The organism is Magnetococcales bacterium (assembly GCA_015228815.1).
Lineage (GTDB): Bacteria > Pseudomonadota > Magnetococcia > Magnetococcales > UBA8363 > UBA8363.
Genome location: JADGCV010000012.1, coordinates 75102 through 96859 on the forward strand (window position 1 = coordinate 75102; position 21758 = coordinate 96859).

The 21758-nt window shown below is 57.2% G+C and carries 15 protein-coding genes; all 15 read left to right on the top strand.

The window, feature by feature from the left end; genetic code table 11:
* Window positions 1-307 precede the first annotated feature (307 nt).
* The 15 genes from HQL76_07150 (at window position 308) to HQL76_07220 (ending at window position 21625) form a co-directional block, all read left to right on the top strand.
* On the top strand, window positions 308-760 hold the full coding sequence (locus HQL76_07150; GenBank protein ID MBF0108933.1) for a tellurite resistance TerB family protein: 453 nt from the start codon (window positions 308-310) through the stop codon (window positions 758-760).
* A 19-nt stretch (window positions 761-779) separates the two neighbouring features.
* Window positions 780-1880 carry a TerC/Alx family metal homeostasis membrane protein gene (locus HQL76_07155; protein ID MBF0108934.1) on the top strand — a complete coding sequence of 367 codons (1101 nt, stop codon included), beginning with the start codon at window positions 780-782 and terminating at the stop codon, window positions 1878-1880.
* A complete protein-coding gene (locus HQL76_07160; GenBank protein MBF0108935.1) occupies window positions 1880-2461 on the top strand; it encodes an HAD-IB family phosphatase in 582 nt (193 codons plus the stop codon). Before HQL76_07155 ends, HQL76_07160 begins: the two co-directional genes overlap by 1 nt.
* A 15-nt stretch (window positions 2462-2476) precedes the next feature.
* The gene (locus HQL76_07165) at window positions 2477-3052 is read left to right on the top strand and encodes a TerD family protein (GenBank protein MBF0108936.1); all 576 of its coding nucleotides are present in this window, start codon (window positions 2477-2479) and stop codon (window positions 3050-3052) included.
* A 48-nt stretch (window positions 3053-3100) separates the two neighbouring features.
* Window positions 3101-3736, top strand: coding sequence for a VWA domain-containing protein (locus HQL76_07170; protein MBF0108937.1), 636 nt, complete (start codon window positions 3101-3103; stop codon window positions 3734-3736).
* Between the two features lie 31 nt (window positions 3737-3767).
* Window positions 3768-4403: a VWA domain-containing protein gene (locus tag HQL76_07175; protein ID MBF0108938.1), complete on the top strand. Its 636-nt coding sequence runs from the start codon at window positions 3768-3770 to the stop codon at window positions 4401-4403.
* Window positions 4404-4416: 13 nt separating this feature from the next.
* Entirely contained in the window at window positions 4417-5487 is a 1071-nt protein-coding gene (locus HQL76_07180; GenBank protein ID MBF0108939.1) for a VWA domain-containing protein, read from the top strand.
* Complete coding sequence (locus HQL76_07185) at window positions 5484-6938, top strand: protein phosphatase 2C domain-containing protein (GenBank protein MBF0108940.1); 1455 nt, start codon at window positions 5484-5486, stop codon at window positions 6936-6938. The genes HQL76_07180 and HQL76_07185 overlap by 4 nt, the downstream gene beginning before the upstream one ends.
* A 32-nt stretch (window positions 6939-6970) precedes the next feature.
* Window positions 6971-8443: a kinase gene (locus HQL76_07190; protein MBF0108941.1), complete on the top strand. Its 1473-nt coding sequence runs from the start codon at window positions 6971-6973 to the stop codon at window positions 8441-8443.
* Between the two features lie 314 nt (window positions 8444-8757).
* Complete coding sequence (locus tag HQL76_07195; protein MBF0108942.1) at window positions 8758-11514, top strand: glycosyltransferase family 39 protein; 2757 nt, start codon at window positions 8758-8760, stop codon at window positions 11512-11514.
* Window positions 11515-11566: 52 nt separating this feature from the next.
* Window positions 11567-13681, top strand: coding sequence for a tetratricopeptide repeat protein (locus HQL76_07200; GenBank protein MBF0108943.1), 2115 nt, complete (start codon window positions 11567-11569; stop codon window positions 13679-13681).
* Window positions 13678-14610 carry an Rpn family recombination-promoting nuclease/putative transposase gene (locus HQL76_07205; GenBank protein MBF0108944.1) on the top strand — a complete coding sequence of 311 codons (933 nt, stop codon included), beginning with the start codon at window positions 13678-13680 and terminating at the stop codon, window positions 14608-14610. The genes HQL76_07200 and HQL76_07205 overlap by 4 nt, the downstream gene beginning before the upstream one ends.
* Before the next feature lie 161 nt (window positions 14611-14771).
* Complete coding sequence (locus tag HQL76_07210) at window positions 14772-16730, top strand: tetratricopeptide repeat protein (protein MBF0108945.1); 1959 nt, start codon at window positions 14772-14774, stop codon at window positions 16728-16730.
* Window positions 16731-17183: 453 nt separating this feature from the next.
* The gene (locus HQL76_07215; protein ID MBF0108946.1) at window positions 17184-19805 is read left to right on the top strand and encodes a tetratricopeptide repeat protein; all 2622 of its coding nucleotides are present in this window, start codon (window positions 17184-17186) and stop codon (window positions 19803-19805) included.
* Window positions 19802-21625, top strand: coding sequence for a hypothetical protein (locus HQL76_07220; GenBank protein ID MBF0108947.1), 1824 nt, complete (start codon window positions 19802-19804; stop codon window positions 21623-21625). Before HQL76_07215 ends, HQL76_07220 begins: the two co-directional genes overlap by 4 nt.
* Window positions 21626-21758: the final 133 nt, after the last annotated feature.

Consider the following 21758-nt stretch of genomic DNA (forward strand, 5'->3'; position numbering starts at 1 on the left):
GGAGTCGTGCGTGGATATCACAAGAGCAACGGGCGATCTTCCTGAAAAGTGTCCGGTAGCGAATTCCAACCGGGCGGCTGATGGGCGCACGACGGTGAAGGTTTTCGGACGGCGCGACATCGTAGTTGGATGCGACACGCCACTTCCGGGACGGGCTTGTGTGCGATCGTTTTGATCGAGAACAGCAGAGGTTGATCTGAAGATGACCAAGGAGTAGCGATACTTCCGCAGGTCCCTTGAAATGGGCAAAGCATACCAATGGGGCCTCCGCTGGGTGGCCGGATCCAAGGACTGAAAGGGGACAACTATGTCTTTCACTGACTGGCTGAAGAAAAACGTCGTTGAAGCTCGTGACGCGCTCAACACCGAAATTACCAAGTTCAAGTCGAAGGACCTGCTTGATGCCGTGGTCGCGGGATGCGCCATGGTCGCCTACGCCGACGGGAACGTTTCGTCGGAGGAGAAGCAGAAGATGATGGGCTATCTGAAAACCTCCGATCATCTCAAGGTCTTTGACTCCGGCGACGTTATCAAGATCTTCCAAAAGTATGTCGAAAAGTTTGAGTTTGACCCGATCATTGGGACTGGCGAGGTCATGCAGGCGGTCGGTAAGTTCCGTGGCAAGCCTCAGGCCCAACTTGTGGTCCGTGTCTGCTGCGCCATCGGTGCCGCCGACGGCGACTTCGACGGGATGGAACGGGCGGTCGTTCGACGCATGACCTCCGAGCTTGGCTTGAACCCCTCCGACTTCAACCTCTGATGTTCCCAAGGACTTTCCCATGGCCCACTTTGGTTTTCCCATCGAAACGATCGCCATTTTCTTTGGAGTGATCGGTCTTTCAGTCTTCATGGACCTGTTCGCGCATCGCAAGATCAAGGAAATATCGGTCCTCGACGCGAGTCTGTGGTCTGTCTTCTGGATCGGACTTGCGGTGGGCTTTTATGGCTACCTGTGGATCCGCTTCGACAAGCAGTGGGCCGACCTCTACCTTGCCGGAGTCGTGTTGGAGAAGTCTCTTTCCGTTGATAACCTGATGGTCTTCATGGCTATTTTCGCTTCTTTCGGCATCAGGGGTGTCCTTCAGCACCGTATTTTGTATTGGGGAATCATCGGCGCTCTGGTTTTCCGTGCGGCCTTCGTTGCCGTCGGAACGGGTCTGTTCCACCTCGCGCCATGGGTCGGCTTCGGCTTTGCTGCGGTCGTCGCATGGTCGGGCTGGAAGATGCTCCGATCGGGCGACAACGACGAGGAAATCACGGACTACTCCGAACATTGGTCGGTGAAAATGACCGAGAAGGTCGTGCCGATCTTTCCTCGACTCCACGCCGAATGCTTCATCGTTACCCGGGCGATCGTCAGGGACCTTGCCAAGTCCGACTCTACCATCCGCACCGCGAAGGACGCGGCGGTGTTTGTAACTCCCGCCTTCCTCTGCTTGGTGGCAATTGAGACTTCGGACATCATGTTTGCCTTTGATTCGGTGCCTGCGGTGATCGCTGTCACCCAGGAGCCCCTGCTGGTTTACGCGGCAATGATTTTCGCTGTCCTTGGCCTACGTTCGCTGTACTTTGTGCTTGCGGCCATGACCAAATACCTCGTCCACCTGGAGAAGGCGGTCATCGCTCTTCTGTTCTTTATCGCCTTCAAGTTGACGGTGCAGTCTGGAGAGGATGTGTTCGGTTGGGACTTCTTGCACATCAGCGCCAATGCGAGTTTGATGGTGGTGCTGGGCACCCTGGGGGTTGGAGTGGTGGCCTCTGTCATCTGGCCGGAAAAGAGTGCCGACGGGGACGGCAACAAGGGTGATAACGCGGACGGCAATTCCTTTCCGGGCACTTCCAAGGAAGGGGGGATTGCCATGGTGGAAAACACCCTCTAATGAAACGGGGCGTGGCAGTGTTCGATTTCGACCGTACCTTGGTGCGTCAGGAGACCCTGGCATTGTTTCTCCGGACCATCGCGGGCCGCAGGATGTGGATGGATGTGGCCGCTGCTGCCGCTCATGCGGCCTTCGTTCCCTCTCAGCGTCGGATGGAGGTGTTCCGTGCCCAGTTGCTGCGATGTGTCCTCGCCGGTCGAACATTGGAGCAGGCCCAGGATGCGGCGGAAGTTCTGTTCTGTAGGCTTGACTGGATCAGTCAAACTTGTGAGGCGCTGATCAGTCATCGGCAGGCTGGACGGCGGATTCTCGTCGCCACCGGAAGTCTATCGATCTACATGCCCATTCTTCTGAATTTGAAGGGTTTGCCGGTGGATGCATTGCTCAGTACCGAAATGTGTTTGGAGGGTAACACCATCACTGGTGAGGTAGCTACTCCATCGTGTACCTGGGAAGAAAAAGCGCGGCGTGTGCGTCAGTGGCTCACTGATGTAGATGGTCCCGTCTGGGGCTATGGTAACCTGCCCCACGATGGGGCGATGCTTGCATTGACGGACCACCCTACGGTGGTTCCTACCTGACGAGGGGAATGTGACATGGCGATTTCTCTTACAAAGGGTGGCAATCTCTCTCTCTTCAAAACTGATCCGGGATTGAAACAAATCCTGATTGGCTTGGGGTGGGATGCCCGTGCCACAGAAGGTGCGGACTTCGATCTGGACGCCTCGGCCTTTATGCTTGGTGCCAACCACAAAGTTCCTAATGAGAGGGATTTTATCTTTTATAACAATCTGAAATCTAGAGATGGTTCTGTGGAACATACAGGGGATAATCTGACCGGAGGGAGCGGCGATAATGAAGTGATCCGAGTAAACTTTGCGTCAGTACCGAGTAACATTCAGGTTGTCGTTATCACTGTCACGATCCACGATGCTGAGGTGCGCCGACAGAATTTCGGCCAAGTGCGGAACGCTTTCATCCGCATCGTCAACGAGGAAAACGGCAGGGAAATCGCCCGCTACGATCTGACGGAGGACTTCTCGGTTGAAACTGCCATGATCTTCGGTGAGATCTACCGCTATGGGTCAGAGTGGAAATTCCGAGCTGTGGGCCAGGGTTATTCCGGGGGACTGTGCGCAATGTGTACCCAGTACGGCATTGATGTCATTTGACCCTGCACATTGCTGATCCATCATTAATGAACCCAAGGAGATTACAGTATGCGCCGCCTTCCCGTCTATTTGGTCCTCGACGTCTCCGGCTCCATGCTTGGAGAGCCCATTGAGTCTGTACGCAGTGGTCTGCAAACCCTGGTGAGCACGCTGCGCACCGACCCCTATGCCTTGGAGACCGCCTACCTGTCGGTGATCGTGTTTGACGACAAGGCTCGCCAAGTTGTGCCTCTGACCGAGTTGACGGTATTCCAGCCACCCGCTATCAACGCGGGTTCCTCAACTGCTCTGGGGGATGCGCTGAAGGTAACCGGGGAGTGCATCAAGCGGGAGGTGCAGCTGACCACGGCTGATGTTAAAGGGGATTGGAAGCCACTGGTGTTCATCATGACTGATGGACAGCCTACCGACGATTGGCGACGCGGGCTTGATGCCTTTCGCAAAGTAAAAACCGGAATGGTCATCGCGTGCGCAGCCGGATCTCAGGCGGATACCTCAGTACTGAGGCAGATCACCGAGATCGTGGTTTCCTTGGATACTGCCGATGCCAGCACAATCAACTCCTTCTTCAAGTGGGTGTCGGCTTCTATTTCCACATCGTCAAAAAAGGTTGACCTGAACAAGAAAGACTCTAAGGACGTCAACGATCTGCCGCCACCACCGCCGCAGATCACCTTGGTCTGAACGCGAAGGATTCGGAACGGGAGGGTGAGGCATGAGACGACTACCGGTCTACCTGTTGTTGGATACTTCCGGCTCCATGTACGGTGAGCCCATTGAGGCAGTGCGTAACGGTTTGGGGGTCATGATTAACACATTGAGGCAGGATCCTTACGCCTTGGAGACGGTTTACATCAGCATTCTCACCTTCGATGTCAAAGCCAAGGTGCTACTGGAGCTTACTGCGCTGGATGTGTTACGGACTCCGGACATCATGGCACCCCGTTCCGCCCCTACCCATCTGGGGCTGGCCTTGGAGGAACTGGGGCAGAGGGTGCGGCAAGAGATCATCAAATCCACTTCTGATCGGAAGGGGGACTGGGCGCCGCTACTATTTATCATGACCGACGGTAAGCCTTCGGACATCGATCTGTTCAGGCAGCAATGCCAGGAAGTTCGCACGCTTGGCTTCTCCAGTATTATCGGCTGCGTGGCTGGTCCCAAAGCTCGTAAGGAGGATCTGTTGCCGCTGTGCGACCACGTGGTCGCCATGGATACTCTCGACAGTGCTTCCTTAACCGGATTCTTTAAATGGGTGACATGTACCATTACCAGCGGTAACCGATCCTTGGGGGCCACTTCGAAGATGGAACTACCACCGCCGCCGCCCGTCATTCAGGTAGTGTTCTGATCGGGAGCCTCACATGCGCCGTTTGCCGATCTTTCTGTTACTCGATGTTTCCGAATCCATGCTGGGAGATGGATTGCATCAACTAGAGAAGGGAGTAAGCGACATCGTCGCCACCCTGCGGCGGGATCCTCATGCTCTGGAAACGGTGTTTCTGTCGGTGATCGTGTTCGCCGGTCGGGCGCGAACCTTGGTGCCTCTTACTGAGTTGGCCGCGTTTTATCCTCCAACACTGCCGCTGGGGGGAGGCACTGCTCTGGGCTCCGCCCTCTTCTACCTGATGGACGAAATTGATCGCCAGGTGATCACTGCCTCCACTCGGGAATCCAAAGGGGACTGGCGTCCCATTGTGTTTTTGCTCACCGACGGCTACCCTACCGACGATCCTGGTCCAGCGTTGGATCGTTGGAACCGCTTCTATCGCCGGCGGGTGAATCTGGTGGCAGTGTCCGTGGGAGGTCGTGCCGACCACAGCGCGTTGCGGCAGTTGACCGAGAAGGTGATCGTGTTCGACGATACTGCCCCGGATGCCTTTGCCCGGGTTGTGGATTGGATTTCCCTGTCGATCCTGAACCAGAGCCGTCGCGTGGGTGGCGACCGGAGGGGCGACGTAAGTCTGGCAAAGGGCGATCCTGGAGTTATCATGCCGCTGGATCTTGCCGCGCCCATGCTTCGGACCGGGAACTTGGACGAGCAGTATGCGGTGTTTGTAGCCCGTTGCGCCCTCCTCCGTCAGCCCTATGTGGTGAAATTCAAACGTCTGCAGACACCGTCTACTCGGGACTCCGCTATTGCCCAATCGCCGATCTTTCAGTATTATCGCCTGGAAACCGCCGTGCAGGTGGAAGAAAGTTATTTTGAACTTTCCGATGACACCAAAATCGGTCGGTCGGTGAACTCGGGGGAGTTGCTTGGACAGCCCTACTGCCCCTATTGCATCTCCCCTTACGGCATGGCGGTATGCACCTGCGGTGGCATTCACTGCGTTGAGCGGGACGGAGAACAGACCTGCCCCTGGTGCGGCAGTAGAGGAATCTACCAAGCCCCTGGTGCGGACGGCTGTGACATTGGACGGGAGAGGGGATGAGTGGAATTAACAAGGATCTCCTAACTGCCCTTAATAGAGCCGCTTTCCTTGCCGAGAAATATCAGTTTTCCGATCCTGGCCCCGGATACCGCGGTTACCGACATCTTGCGAAGCGATGGCGCTATCTCCTTTCACTGCTGGATTGTATTGAGTCGTATTATCAGAAAAAGAGCGAGCAGAACATGCAACAGGACCAGTATGGAACCGATAAGCCAGTCATTACCAGCGAAACGGATGCACGTAATCAGGCGGATGGGTTTACGCCCTTGAACCAGTTTATGTCAAAGACTCTGCATTTGAAGAACGCCCGTGCCGGGGAGGTCTATGTCGGAACTCTGGAACTGGAAGGGCTCAAGGGCCTGAAGCTTCAGGATGCGGGCGGTTCCGGGCTGAAGTTTGAGGAGACAACGGCGCAACTGCGGGGAATGCCTACCGGAATCGGGGATTTTCAGCTTCGGTTCCAGGGGCTGTTGCACGGCAGTCGGACTGAGATTGTGGCCAATTTGGCTGTGATTCCCGATCCTAAATCCTTGTGGGTGAAAAAGGACAGCGATTCCAGCGATCCATTCTGGAAACCGGATGAGGCATCCAGTCGGGTGGAGGGGGACCTTCTGTGTGTGGCGGCCAGCAAGCGCGGACGTTCTCATGCCCGTGAGGGGGGGATTCGCGACGATGATTTCGGTCTTCTGGCCGACGGACCTGGAGGTTGGCACATTGCGGTGGTGGCGGACGGTGCTGGTAGCGCCAAATTTGCCCGCCGCGGTTCCAAAGTCGCCTGCGACAGTGTTTTGCAGGGGCTACCCGTTTTGCTGGACCAGCACGTGACCCCCCAGTTGGAACGCTTGGTGGGTCTGCACCTGCAGAGGAATTCCGATGCATCCGCCCAGATCATAAGGCAACTCTATCAGTCTCTGGCTACTTCGGCGTTTCAAGCTGCCAAGGCTATCGTTGCGGAGGCAGAGTGCAAGGGGGGGCATCACTCGGCTTTTTCTACCACCCTGATCTTGGGGGTGGCGCGAAAAATTACCCATGGCTGGTTTCTGGCCGGTTTTTCCATCGGCGACGGTGGGGCGGCGGTATTTGATGTGGGCGATGCCTCTCTGACCACTCTGACCTTGCCAGACAGCGGTGAATTCGCCGGCCAGACTCGCTTTTTGCAGAGTTCCGAATTCGCCAGTTACGAGGATGTGGCGAAACGGATATTTTTTGATATACGGAAATCATTTACGGCTATGGTATTGATGACAGACGGCATTTCAGATCCCAAGTTTCCTACCGAAAGCGCGTTCGCCGATCCGGCCCGGTGGGTTTCGTTCTGGAACGATGACCTGTCCCCGGCGGTGGGGATGACCCGCGACAATGCCGGATTGGAGCAGCAACTGCTCGCTTGGCTGGATTTTTGGTCTTCTGGCAATCATGATGATCGAACACTGGCGGTTCTGGTGCCATGAGGGGTAGAAGCGTGTCCGAAATCGTCAGACTCATGACCAACAGTGGCCAAATGGTAGAATACCGGAATGAGATTGTCCGTCAGGGGGGAATGAAGGACGCTTATTTTAGTTGCGATCGATCTCAGGTGGTGCTGTTCTTCCGCGACCCTCTAAGTAGAGCCGGTATCGAACGGCTTGAGGCCATCATCGGTCCTTATCGGGAGGGTATTTTCCACAACAACGGTGGAGATTACTGGAAGGATCTTTTCTGCTGGCCTACTGGGATGGTACAGAAGGATGGCCGACATGGCGTGGTGGTGCCGGTGTATCAGTCGCAGTTCTTTTTTACGTATGGCTCGGTGAACAATGATTTTCTGGGCATCAGGGGCAAGGAAAAGGAGGGAAAGTGGTTCGCCAGCGCCTCCAACCGTAACAAGTTCCTGGCCCCCGAGGAACGGGGCAATTGGCTGACCCATCTGCAGATCTGTCTGATGATCAGCCGCGCTGTGCGGCGTTTGCATATGGCCGGGCTGGCCCATTCGGATCTTTCTTACAAGAACGTGTTGGTGGACCCTACCAGCGGCAAGGCATGTGTCATCGACATTGATGGACTGGTAGTACCGCAGAAATTTCTTCCCGACGTGGTGGGCACACCGGACTTCATTGCTCCGGAGGTACTTGCTACCCAGCATCTGGAAAGGAGTGATCCGGCCCGCAGGCTTCCCTCCATTGCCACCGATCGTCACGCCTTGGCGGTGTTGATCTACATGTATCTGTTCTACCGTCATCCCCTACGAGGTGGGAAGGTGCATGACATGGATGCCACCCGGGATGAGGAACTGACCATGGGGAGCGGGGCACTGTTCATTGAGCACCCAAACGACCGTTCTAACTTGGTGAAAGCAAACCAACTTTCCACAGCGCATCTTCCCTGGGGTGACCCGGCCCGGATTCCTTTCACCATTGCAGGTCCACTGCTGAAAAAACTGTTCCTCAATGCGTTTGTCGATGGGCTTCATAATCCCGATCGTCGGCCCAGTGCCTCGGAGTGGGAGAACGCCCTGGTGCGGACCATCGACATGATTCAACCCTGTCCCAACCAGTGCGAAATGGGTTGGTACGTGTTTGACAACAGCACCAGACCTAAATGTCCGTTCTGCGGTACTGCATATACCGGTGCGCTTCCGGTACTGAACTTCTACTCCAGCCGCCACCAAGGCGAGTTCCTACCGGATGACCATCGGCTCATGGTGTGGGACGGACAGTCGCTGTTCTTGTGGCACGTTACGCGCAGGGTGTTTCCCAATGAGCATCTGGCCTCGGATCAGCGTTTGCGAATGGGGTATTTCCGACACCACAGAGGGGAGTGGTATCTGGTCAACGAGCGGATGAATGAGATGTTGGATATGGCAAGTGGACGGCGCATATCCATAGGCAGTAATGTCAGACTCTCGGAGGGTAGCCAGTTCCTTTTGTCGAGGGATGACGGTGGACGGCTGGTCCATGTGCAACTGGTCAACGGTTGATGTCAACTTCATACGCCAGTTTCTTTGATGTACTGATAACGTACTGAAGTTTCGCTGTCTTGGCCGGTTGCGGGGCTGCGATCGATGGAAGCGGTGAAATGTCAGTGATAGAACTTGCCGATTGATCAGGGAGTAGAAAAAGATTACAGTTTTCTGGGAAATCTTCTTGAGAGTGAAGTATCTTTGGGTGATGGTTTTCCTGGAGATAAGGGGTTGCACCAAAATTATTGCAATTAAAGTAAAATTGTCTCCCAATGGGGCATCATGTTTGGATCCTTTTTCCTCTTCGACAACCCATTCCTATACTCGGATCCATGGCCGCCATCGCCTCCATCCCCGTCAACGCCCTTCTGGTGCTGCTCCTGGCCCTGACCGGCACGGTCCTTCGTGCGACCCACGGCCATCTTCATCCCATCCATCTGCCGCTTCTGACCTTCGCCCTGTTTGGTATTGGCGCTTTTTTCGTTCTTTTCGGCGAACGGGTCACCCCCCTTCGTTCGATCGAACGGTGGCTTTCGGGAGTGTGGTTCCTCTTCGCCTTTTTTCTTCTGCTCGATGACGAAACCATTTACTCCCTGGACAATACCGCTCATCGGCTGGTCCAAATCGGATTATGGATCAACGCGGCCCTCGCATTGTATCTATGGGCCGGCATGACCTTCGCCGACCGCGACGATCCCCACTGGCGTCGTATCCTCCTGGGAGGATGGCTGCTCTGGCCCGTGATCCTGGTGGCGGTACTTTCAGCCTCGCCCAATCCCAACATCGACGTGTTTCATCACGGTATCGAGGCAGTCGAACATCTTTTCGCCGGAAAAAATCCCTACGCCGAACCACTCTCCGACCTTTATCAGGGGGCTTATGGCTATATCCCCGGGTACATCTATCTTCCGGTCATCCTCGTGGCCAATGCCCTGGCACACGCTTTCCTGGGCGATATCCGCCATACCTATACCATCGCCCAACTTGTGATCCTCCTGGTCTTGTGGCGCATGGGCCGCAACCGCGGCTTCTCTCCGGTTGCCTGTCATCTTCTGGCCATGGTCTGGATTTCCTTCCCGGTAACCCTGTTCGTCATCGAACAGGCGTGGAACGATACCCTGCTGATCGCCTTTTCGGCCCTCCTTGCCTGGAGTCTCGACCGTCAGATCCGGGGAGAGGCCCCCCGGGCCTGGTGGACCACCGCCATTTTCCTGGGACTCGCGGTCGCAACCAAGCAGTATGCCGTGGTCTTGGCCTGGATCACCCTCCTGTTTCTCTGGCGACGCTTTGGTTTGTCCCTGGCCCTTCGCGTGGCGGGGGTCTCCTTGTCCGTCTTCCTCGTCACCGTTCTCCCTTTTTTCCTCTGGGATCCCGCCTCCTTCATCGCCCATCCGATCCTCGAAGTCGCGGGATACCGCATTCGCGGCGATGCCCTCTCCTGGATCGCCTATTTGCTTTCCTTCTCCGGAATGGAAATCGGCGGCGGCATCATCCTCACGATCTATTTCCTGATCGCGGGCGCCGTCACCCTCTGGTTGATCGTTCACGACCGCCTTACCCTGTTTCACTGGGCATTGGCGGCGATCCTGATTTTTGGCGGATTGTTCCTCTTCGGCAAGCAGGCCTTCTGCAACTATTACCATTTCCTGGCCTTTTTCATACTTCTGGCCCTCCTCTTCGCCCAGGAAAAACGTCACGGAACCTCGGAATCCCTCCCTGATTCGACCCGTATTCCTGGACAACCCGGACACCTCGGACCGGAGACGATGGGTTTTTCCTTTCCCGCGTTTTCGACGTTCGGCTCCGCCCCGATCCTGCCGCAACCCCTCTTCTGGACCCTGATGACCGTGGCGGTCCTCATCCGCCTGACCTTCCTCGACATGATCGAATTCAAGGAAGACGAATTCAATGCCATCGTCCTGGCCTGGAAACAGTTCTCGGAGGGCGTTCTTGCCCAGACCGGCCTGAAATCCTCCACCGGACTGTTCAATCCGCCGTTTTTCATCTATCTGATGTCCCTGCCGGTCGCCGTCACCACCGATCCCATCCTGGTGACCCTCTTCGTCATCATGTTCAATCTGGTTGGGCTGGTTTTGCTTTATGACGTGCTGCGGTGGGCCTTTTCCGCCAATGTCGCCGCCCTGACCACACTCCTGTTCGCCTCTTCTCCCTGGGTCGTCCTCTACTCCAGAAAAATATGGGCCCAGGATTTTCTTTTTCCCTTCATGATGGGGCTGGTGGCGCTCCTGGTTTCCATGAGCGAACGGTCGCGTCCATGGAAAACCTGGCTTTTGTTTTTCCTTCTGGCGGTGGTGACCCAACTGCACATGAGCGCCTGGTTTCTCCCCCCCGCCATTCTCCTGTTCATGGTGCGTTTCCGCGTCGCCGTCCGCTGGCGCGATCTGGGGGTGGGCCTCGCGGTGCTGTCGCTCCTTTATGTTCCATACCTTCGGTTTCACGTCCAAACCGGCTTCCAGAACCTGATCGAGGCGATAAACCTCATGGGGGGCCAGGACAATCCGTTTCCGGCAGGTAATCTTCTCTGGATGGTTTTGATCGCCACTGGCGTGGGGTTTTCCTACCTTCTCGGCAACGATGGTTTTTCGCGCTTCTGGGAGGCCAACCTGATCGCCCTTCCCTACGGGATGTTTTTCCTGTTTTTCATGCTGACCGTCCTCGGATGGGTGTGGGTGATGGGCCATCATTGGCCTTTTCGGACCGGGAATCGTGTTCTGGAAACGCCTCGTGGCGCCCGGATGGTGACGTTGCTCTTTTGGATCATGGTGACGATCCAGGGGGCGTATGTCCTCCTGTCCATTCCCTCCTTTCCCCACTATGCCATCATCTTCTTTCCTTCCCTGTTTCTGTTCGCGGTATTGCTCCTGGGACGGTTCCATGAGTGGCTGGCCCCGGGAAGACGTCGTGGGGTCGTGGTCGGCCTCGTGACCGCGATCGTCGTGGCCAATCTGTATCACACCATTTCGTTTCATTCCTTCGTCCTTTATAATCCGCAAAGTATTTCGGGGGACTATGGCGTTCCCTACTTTGTCGATCGGCAACGGTGGAAACACCTGTTGCCCGGCCCGTGATACGGGACGTTTCGATGATCGAAATTATCCTGCCAAGGAAGGACGGCCCACCATGACCGGACCGGATCATTCGCCCCCAGGGGCGGCGCCATTTCCTGTGCAACCGGTGTTCGCTCATGCCATGGACCATCACCTGGCGGGCCGCCTTCAGGAGGCCGAGGCGCTCTATCGTCGCATCCTCCAGGACGAGCCCAACCACGCCGATGCCTTGCACATGTTCGGGGTTCTGGCGCATCAACTGGGGCATCACGAAGTCGCGGTGGCATGCCTTGACCGGGTGATCGCCTTCCGTCCCGGATTTGTCGAAGCCCACTACAATCGTGGCAACGCCTTGAAATCCCTGGGTCAAAAGGAACAGGCCGCGAAGAGTTATCGCCAGGTGGTCCGGCTGGGTGGCGACGTTCCCGAAGCCTTGTTTTTCGTCGGCAACGGTTTCTGGGAACTGGGTCACCGTGCGGAAGCACTGGCATGCTACCGCAGGGCGGTCGGGATCAACCCTCGATTCGCCGCGGCCTTTGCCGCCCTGGGACGCGCCTTGAAGGAGGAGGGGGCGTGGGTCGAAGCCCGACAGGCGTGTCTCGATGCGCTGGCCCTTTCCCCGGAGGATCCCGAGGTCTGGTTTACCCTGGGGCTGATCGACATTCAAACCCGATCTTTCCCCGAGGCCGAGGAACACCTGAAAAAATGTTTATCGCTTCGTCCTGAATTTCCCGAGGCGTTGTGCAATCTGGGGCTGGTATTTCTCGAATCGAACCGGGTTTCCGAGGCGATCGGCTTTTTGCAGGAGGCCATCGCCCTGAAACCTGACGATTCCGCAGCCTTGTCCAACCTGGGCGCCGCCTGCCAGGAACAGGGACGCTACGAGGAGGCCATCGATCTGTATTCCCGGGCCCTGGCATTCAAGCCCGACGTTGCCGAAATCTTTTCCAACATGGGATATGCCCTTCAGGAACTGGGACGGCTCGACGAGGCGGTCGCATCCCTCATGCGGGCCGTGGCGCTTTCTCCCGACGATCCGGCGGCATGGAACAACCTGGGCAACGTCTACAAGCAACTGGGACGCCATGACGAAGCCCTGGCCGCCTATCAAAGGGCACTGCGCATCGCTCCCGATCATCCCGAGGTCCATGCCAACGTCGGGGCGCTCCATTTGGAGTTGGGGCGTTGGGATGAGGCGCTTCATTGGTTCGGACGGGTTCTGGAGATCAAACCCGACCATCCCGAGGGACATTTGGGACTGGGTCTGTACCATTTGACGATGGGGGATCTGGAGTCGGGTTGGAATGATTACGAATGGCGCTGGCGGACGCGAAATTTTATCCATCATGGCCATTCGCAGCCCTTGTGGATGGGGGAACCGTTGCCGGGAAAAACCTTGTTGATCCACTGTGAGCAGGGGTATGGCGATGGCATCCAGTTCATCCGTCTGGTCCCGGAGGCGCGGAGAATCAGCGGTGCCAAGGGGGTGGTGCTGTTTTGTCCCGAACCTTTGTCTCGGTTGTTTGCGACCATGGCGGGCATCGATGTTCGGACCTCGCGACGGGAGGATCTGCCTCAATGCGATGTCCAGGTTCCCCTTTTGAGTCTGCCCCATCGTTTGAAAACGACCCTGGCCACGATTCCGGCCCCCATTCCCTATCTGGCGGCTGATCCGGCGTTGGTGCGGGTGTTTCGCGATCGGCTGGCTTTGTATCCCGGATTCAAGGTGGGCATCGCCTGGCGGGGAAATCCGCGGCACAAAAATGACCGGCAACGTTCGATGGATCCGGCGTTGTTTCTGCCACTGGCGGCGCTGCCGGGGTGTTGCCTGGTGAATTTGCAGATGGATGTGACCCCGACCGAACGCGCGCTGTTCGCCCCGTGTCACCCGTTTGTCGATGTCTCGGGGATGGTGCGCGATTTTGCCGACACTGCGGCGGTCCTTGCCAACCTTGACCTGGTGATCGCGGTCGATACCGCTGTCATTCATCTGGCCGGGGCGATGGGACGACGGGCCTGGTTATTGTTGCCGCACGTCGCCGACTGGCGCTGGCTTCGGGATCGGAGCGACAGTCCGTGGTATCCCGGCCTGCGGTTGCTGCGGCAAGGGACCATGGGGGATTGGCGTGCGTGCATCGATCGGGTTGCCGACGATTTGAAAAAAATCGATCAAGGAGTGCCTTCGTGAAACAACGTCGCTTGATCAGTTTCGATTGGGCCTTGAAACGTCTTTTGCGCAGCAAGGCCAATTTTGAAATCCTGGAGGGGTTTCTGAGCGAACTTCTCAAGGATGATATTCGTATTCAGGAAATTCTGGAGAGCGAAAGCAACAAAAATGACCGGCTCGATAAATACAACAGGGTTGACATCAAGGTAAGAAACAAGAACGGTGAATTGATTCTGGTCGAAATCCAGGCGCAACGGCAGTGGGATTATCTGCAACGCCTGCTGTATGGCACTGCCAAGGCAGTCACGGAACACATTGACGAGGGAGAACCTTATACGAGCATTCCCAAGGTCATCTCGGTGAGTATCGTCTATTTCGACCTGGGGCAGGGGACGGATTATGTCTACAAGGGGACGACCACCTTCAAGGGATTGCATACGCATGATGAATTGAGTCTCAGCGAAGGGCAGAAGTCGCTGTTCCACCGTGGCAGCGTTCCCGAACTTTATCTGGAATATTATCTGATCAAGATCAATCGTTTCGACAATGTGGCGCGGGATACCCTGGACGAGTGGATTTATTTTCTGAAGAATGAGGACATCCGCGAGGGCTTTACTGCGCGTGGCCTCGACAAGGCCAAGAAGCAGTTGGACATTCTCACCCTTACCGGTCCGGAACGGGAGTCCTACGAACGCTACAAGGATGACCTTCACGATCAGGCCAGCATGGTATTTTCGACCTATGGTGTCGGCAAGTGGGAGGGGATACAGGAAGGGGAGAAAAAAGGCGAGGCCAAATTATTGTTACGCCTGTTGCACCGTCGCTTTGGCGTCATTCCCGAGTGGGCCAACGAAAAGATTGCCCAGGCCGAACTGCCTGCCCTGGAACGGTGGAGTTTGGGTCTCCTCGAGGCCCGAACATTGGCCGAGGTGTTTTCGGACGATCCGTGAGGTGACATGTTTTCGTGGCGCCTGCGTATCGGTGCGAATCGACGGGATGTATCGAAAGAAGGAATGATCAAAAGAATAAAAAAGGCTCAAGGGAGTACTTCCAGGGGTGATTGGCTTTTCGGACGAATGTCGATCCCTGCCAAATTTTGGACCGGTGAACCTTGGATACGTTGACGGAACTTGATCGTGCGATCGATCATCACACCCATGGCCGGTTATCCGAGGCCCGGGAGATGTATCGCAGGGTTCTGCGAAAAAATCCGCGACAGCATGATGCCCTTCATTTGTCGGGGGTGCTGGCCCTGCAAACGGGGGATCCGGTCGCGGCGATTCATCTGATCGGGACTGCCGTTGCCATCCGGCCCGAATTTGCCGAGGCTCATTGCCATCTGGGGCTGGCGTGTCAGGCCGTGGGGCAAAACGAGGAAGCGTTGCGCCACTTCCATGAGTCCACCCGGCACAAGGCGCGGTTTCCCGATCCCTGGTTTCACCGGGGCAATCTTCTGGCCGAACTGGGGCGTTCCGAAGAGGCCCTGGCTGCGTATTCTCATGCAGTTTCCCTGGCGCCGCAATGGGCCGAGGCCCATTACAATCTTGGCAACACCTTCGTCACTCTGCAACGATGGCCCGAGGCCGAGGCCAGTTATTTGCGGGCGGTGGTGGCGAAACCCGATTTTGCCGCCGCATGGTTCAATCGGGGGTTGACCCTTGGGACCCTGGGCCGGCATGAAGAAGCGCTGCATTCCTTGTTTCGCGGGTTGTCCCTTGAGCCCGACAATGCGGGGGGCCATAACGGTTTGGGCAATACTCTTCTGGAATTGGGGCGACTTGAGGAAGCGGTCGCTGCCTATCGTCGGGCCATGGCCCTTGATCCGGCCCTGATCGATGCGGTCTACAATCTGGGACGGGTGCATGCCCTGAGGCAGGCGTTGGATGAGGCCGTGGCGTGTTATCGTGCCGCTTTGGCGCTCGATCCTGGATTTGCTCCGGCGCTCTATAATATGGGCAACACATTGTCGCGCCTGGGACGCCTCAAAGAGGCGCAGGAGGCCTATCGCGAAGCCATCCGGCATCGGCCCGATTATGCCGAAGCGTGGTACAATCTGGGCAACACTCTTCGGGAGGATTCCCGGTTCGATGAGGCGTTCGAATCCTATCGGGCGGCGTTGCGAATCCGGCCTGATTTTGCCGAGGCCCATTTTGGCATCGCGGTTCTCGAACTGCTTCGGGGAAACTTTATCCAAGGGTGGCCCCTTTACGAATGGCGCTTCAAAAAACAGGACTTTCCTCCGCATGAGCACCACCAACCCTTGTGGAATGGCCAGAGAATTCCGGGAATGACCCTTCTGGTTCACTGTGAGCAGGGATTGGGGGATGGCATCCAGTTCATTCGTCATCTTCCCTGGGTCAAGGATTCTTCTGCGGCCCGGGTGGTCCTTTTGTGTCCGGAATCGTTGCGGCGGCTTTTTGTTTCCATGCGGGGGATCGATCTTCTGGTGACGGCGCCGGAAGAAGTTCCTTCATGCCAGTACCAGGTCCCCCTGATGAGTCTGCCGTATCTTCAGGGAAAGGATTGGATTCCCATTCCGGAAGGGATTCCCTATCTGGTGGCTCCTGTGGCCGAGGTGGAACGGTTCCGTGCGGAGATTTCTTCCGTGGACCGTCCGTGCATTGGGATTGCGTGGCGCGGGTCGGCGACGCATGGGAACGATTCGATCCGGTCCATGGATCCACAATGGTTGCTTCCTTTGCATAAGCTCCATGGGGTTCGGTTGTTTTCCTTGCAGAAGGAGGTGTCGCCGGGCGATCGGGAAGTATTGGCGGGATGGGATGGTTTTTTCGCGTTCGAAGAGCGACTGACCGACATGGCTGCCACGGCTGGCCTGATGGTCCATTTGGACCTGGTGATCGCTGTCGATACCAGTGTGATTCATCTGGCGGGGGCGCTGGGGTGTCGTGCATGGTTGCTTCTGCCCCACGTTCCCGATTGGCGCTGGATGTTGGATCGGTCCGATTCGCCATGGTATCCTGACCTGAGGTTGTTTCGTCAGGCTGAACGTGGCGACTGGGGTGGGGTGATGGCGGCGGTGGTGGACGCGGCAAAAGAACAATTTATTTAAGAAAAACTATTAAAAGAAAAAAGGGGTCTGGGGGATTGCCCCCAGGGTTTTGATTTTGTTTTTGATTTTGTTTTTTACGCGCCATTTCACCCGAAGCGAATTTCCGCGGTTTTTGCGGAAATTCGCGCAGGCGCGCGCCCTTGTCCTGGTCTTTTCGCGGTTTTTGCGAAAAGACCAGGACACATTGCAAGTTTCCAGGCAACACAACTTGCAATGCGTTTGCCTTTCTTCGCAAAAACCGCGAAGAAAGGCAAACCAAGGCGCGCGCCTGCGCAAGATTCCCGCAAAAACCACGCGGGAATCTTGCTTCGGGTGAAAGGGCGCGTGGAAAAACAAAGTCAAAAGCAAAGTCAAAAGAAGAATCAAAACCCTGGGGGCAATCCCCCAGACCCCTTTTTTCTTTTAATAATTTTCTGGTCGCTCAGGTGATTCCATGAACATGGATCGCGAACGATGAATCCCGATCAGGAGGCGGCGGACTGCAATGCCCGAGGCCATGCCTTGAAGGATGCCGGCCTTTTCGCGGAAGCGATCGCGCAGTTTGAACAGGCCCTCGCGCTCAGGCCCGACGTGGCCGGCTTGCATCTGAATCTGGGCAACGTCCTGGCACAATGTCACGATTGGGAACGGGCGGAAGGATGTTATCGGACGGCGTTGCGATTGCAACCAGGGTTTGCCGAAGCCTGGATGAACCTGGGACACTTTCTGCATTCCCTGGGACGACGGGAAGAGGCCGGTCGGGTGTTTGCCGAGGCGTTGCGTCTCAAACCCGAACTGATGGAAGCCCGGATCGGACTGGGGCGGGTGCTGCTCGATCTTGAACTCTGGGAAAAGGCGGGCGAGACCTGGTCCGGGCTTCTGGCGGCACGCCCGGAGGATCCCGATTTCCTGGTAGGCCGGGGACGGGCCTGGGAAGGGGCGGGACGGGTGCCGGAGGCCATGGCCTGTTACGAAATGGCGGTTCGGAAGGAGCAAAACCACCTTCAGGGGCATTATCACCTGGGATTGGCCTGTCATCGCGGTGGCAACCTTGCGGCGGCGATGGAACACTATCGCCGCGCACTCGAAATCGATCCTGATTTTCCCGAGGCACTGAACAATCTGGGCATTGCGTTGCAGGAATCGGGATTTCCGGAAGAGGCCGTGGTGGTGTTCGGTCGGGGGATCGGGGTACGTCCCGACGAACCCCAGTTGCACTACAATCTGGGGTTCGCGTATCAATCCTCGGGGGCGATGGCCGCGGCGGCTGAGTGTTATCGTCGGACCCTGGTCCTGTCTCCCGGAGATCCCAAGGCCTGGATCCATCTTGGCTTGATCCGACAAGGCGAGGGACGATGGGATGAGTCGGAGGCGCTGTTTCTTCAGGCGCTTCGATGCCACCCCGACAATCCGGACGCCTTGTCCAATCTTGGGGTGACGCTCCAGGCCCTGGGGCGGCGGGAAGAGGCCCGGCAACGGTATCTCCAGGCGCTGGCCGTGCGTCGCGAATTTCCCGAGGCACTGGTCAACCTGGGAAACACCCTCCATGAACTCAAGGACCACGAGGGGGCGATCCACGCCTTCCAGGAGGCGATCCGCCTTCGGCCCGCCTACGCCGAGGCCTGGTCGAACCTGGGCATCGTCCTGCAAAAAAGAAAACGATACACCGAGGCCCTCCACCATCACCGCCAGGCCGTCGCACTGGATCCTTCAGCGGAAAAACTGGTCATCAATCTGGCCAACACCCTTCATGCCATGGGTGATCGGGAGCAGGCCATGGCCGTTCTGCGTCACGTCTTGTCGCGCAATCCCCGATCGGTCGAAGCACTTTCCAATCTGGGCAATCTGTGGCTGGAACAGGGATGCCTCGACGAGGCCATCTCCTGTTATCGCGCGGCCCAAACCGCAAGGCCCGATGATCCCGATTCCCTGTGCAACCTGGGGGTTGCCCTCCAGAAACAGGGCGATGTCGATGGCGGGATCGCCTGTTATCTCAAGGTTCTCGACCTTGATCCGAACCATTCCCTGGCCTTGTCCAATCATGGACACGCCCTCCACTTCAAGGGAGACTTTGCCGCCGCTTTGCAATGTTTCGCCAGGGCCCGGGCCATCGATTGTGACCTGCCTGACCCCTGGTTCAACGAGGCGATTACCCGTCTTCTTCTGGGGCAACTTGAGGAAGGGTTTCGCCTTTATGAATGGCGTTGGGCGAGCGAAGGATTTCATTTTCATGGACATCCGGAACCTTTGTGGAACGGTTGCGAATTGACCGGAGAACGGATCCTGTTACACTGTGAACAGGGATTCGGCGACAGCATCCAGTGTGTCCGTTTTGTCGCCCAGGTCGTGCGGCGGGGGGGACGGGTGGTTTTGCTGTGTCCCGAGCCGTTGCGGCGCCTTTTTTCTTCCGTGGAAGGGGTCGAACGGGTCCTCACCGGCAAGGAGGAACAACCGCCCTGTGACTGGCAGGCCCCCCTGATGAGCCTGCCCCATCTGTTGGCGATCGGGCTGGCGACGATTCCCGCGGTTGTTCCCTATCTTTGGCCCGATCGGGAGGATGTCGCTGGATTTTACGGGTTTTTGTCCGGGGGAAAGGGATTGAAGGTGGGGATTGCCTGGCGCGGCAATCCGCGGTATCGCAATGATCGGGAGCGGTCGATGGATTGCGGGATGCTGCGTGTGTTGTCCCGGGTGCCGGGATGCCGCTTCGTCAGTCTGCAAACGGATGCCTCCGATCGGGAACGGGCGGCGTTCGGTGGCGACTGGATCGATCCCGGTCCCCTGTTGCACGATTTTGCTGCCACCGCCGCCCTCATCGCCAACCTGGATCTGGTGATTGCCGTCGATACGGCGGTGGTCCATCTGGCCGGGGCGATGGGACGTCCGGCATGGGTCCTGCTTCCCTTCGTTCCCGACTGGCGCTGGCTTCTGGGGCGCGACGATTCCCCCTGGTATCCCACCGTCCGGTTGTTTCGGCAAACGGTCGCCGGGGGGTGGGCGGAATGCGTCGCTTTGGTGGCTCGGGCATTGGAACACGCGGCGCAAACTTTTACTGGAACATCGATTGTTTCCATGACAAACCGGGGTGGAGCATGAGGGAAGAAAACTACGATGAGGCCCTGCCTCGGTATGCCCAGGGCTTCCGGATCGTCTGGCTGACCTGCGCGGTGGTGGTCGCCTCGCTGTGGTGGACCTATGGCGCGGTCCTGCCGTTTCCCAACGGCGACCTGGGCCACGACTACAGCCTGTTCATTCCCAATCTGGTCGTCGGCATGATCAAGTTCAAGGTCAACGGTTTGTTGTCCCTTCCCTGGTTTTCGCCGGCCCAGTGCGGCGGCTTTCCTTTCTTTCCCGATGCCAACGCCCCCTATTTCAGCCTGCCGCAGCTTTTGACGCTGGTGTTCGATCCGGTGATCGCGATCCAGATCACCTTCATCGTCTTTGGCGCCCTGGGGTTCATGGGTGGCTATCTGCTGCTGCGCGACGGTTTCGGGTGCAGCCAGGGGGCCAGTCTGCTGGGAGCGTTCATCTTCGCCCTCAACGGATTCTATGCCCACCGGTTCGTCAACGGTCATCTGGCTTTTCATGCCTTTGCCCTGGCCCCCTGGGCCGCGTGGGGCGTGATCCATGGCCTGGAACGGGGCTGGCGTACCCATCTGCTGGCCGTCTGCGGCCTGGGGATTCTGTTCGCCGCCATGCTCCACGCCGGGATGGTCCATGGCATCCCGCCGATCATCCTGGGAATCGTCATCCTGCTCCTGGTCCAGGGGATCCTTGGCCACTGGTCGTGGTCTGCGTGGTCGCGCCTGGCGGCGGGTGGACTCCTGGGCATCGGCCTTTCCGCCATCAAACTCGTTCCCCTCATGGCCCTGCTCAAACAGTTTCCCCGCGATCAGTACGCCCTCCCCGGATTCGACAGCATTCCCAACGCCGTCTGGTTGACCGCCCAGACCTTGTTTCTCCATCCCCCCATGGCCGAAATCCATGCCCATCTGACCAATGGCTCGATTCTGCTGCAACACCATGAGTTTCAATACGGCATCGGCGTCATTCCCGCAGTGCTCCTGCTCGTCTTCATCGTCCGCCAGGCCTGGAAACCCGACGAAAAAACGGCCATGCGCACGGTCCTGGCCATCTGGGGGATCGGGGTGTTGCTGAGCGTGCCGGTCCTGCTTAATTATTACACCCCCTGGTGGAACAGCGTCATCAAAAGCCTTCCCTACTTCAAGAACAGCTCCAGCCTGGTTCGATGGTTCGCCCTGTATGTCTTCGTCCTTCCCGTCCTGGCGGCGATCATCATGGACCACCTGGAACTGCCGAAAAAACGGTTTTTGTTCCTGTGTGCCATGGGAATGATGATCACCTGGGTCCAGGCGATCAACAGCAATCTTGACTACATGTCCACCGTGCTGGCCCGTTATCATCCGGGACAACAGGTCGATTATTGGCGCAAGGTCCGCTTCGGCGATGAAGTTCCCAACATCAACTTCATGTCCCTCTCCTTCGACATACGCACCATGGAACCGATCACCACCATCGATCGCAACGATGCCATGACCCGGAGCGCCAGCCAAATCATGTGCTACCAATCGATGATGGGGTATGGCCTGGAATCGTTTCCCATCGCCCCACTGGGTCCAAAGGCGGCCATGAGCGTCGTCGGGGAACGGTTCCTCAACATCAAAAGACCGGAATGTTATCTCTATCCCGAGGAGAACGGGTGCAAGCCGGGGGATCATTTTTCGGTCGATGAGGAACGCAATGCCCGGAATTTCCTGTTCTACAAGGATTATGAATTCAGCCGACCCAGGATTCACGATGGTGCCGCGGTGGTCAATGTCGTGTCTCTCCTTCTGACCGTGGCGGCATTGATCTATCTTTGGGTGCGCCGTCGGTCTGAACCGGCGAAGGTTTGAAGCGGTTGAAGTCCATGTATCGAAAAAACAAAGTTTCGGTCGTGGTTTTTGTGGTTTTTATAGTCATCAGGATGGGTCTGGGAAGGGGTTTCCCCTTCCCAGTGGGGGTTTGGGGGCGAAGCCCCCAATGTTT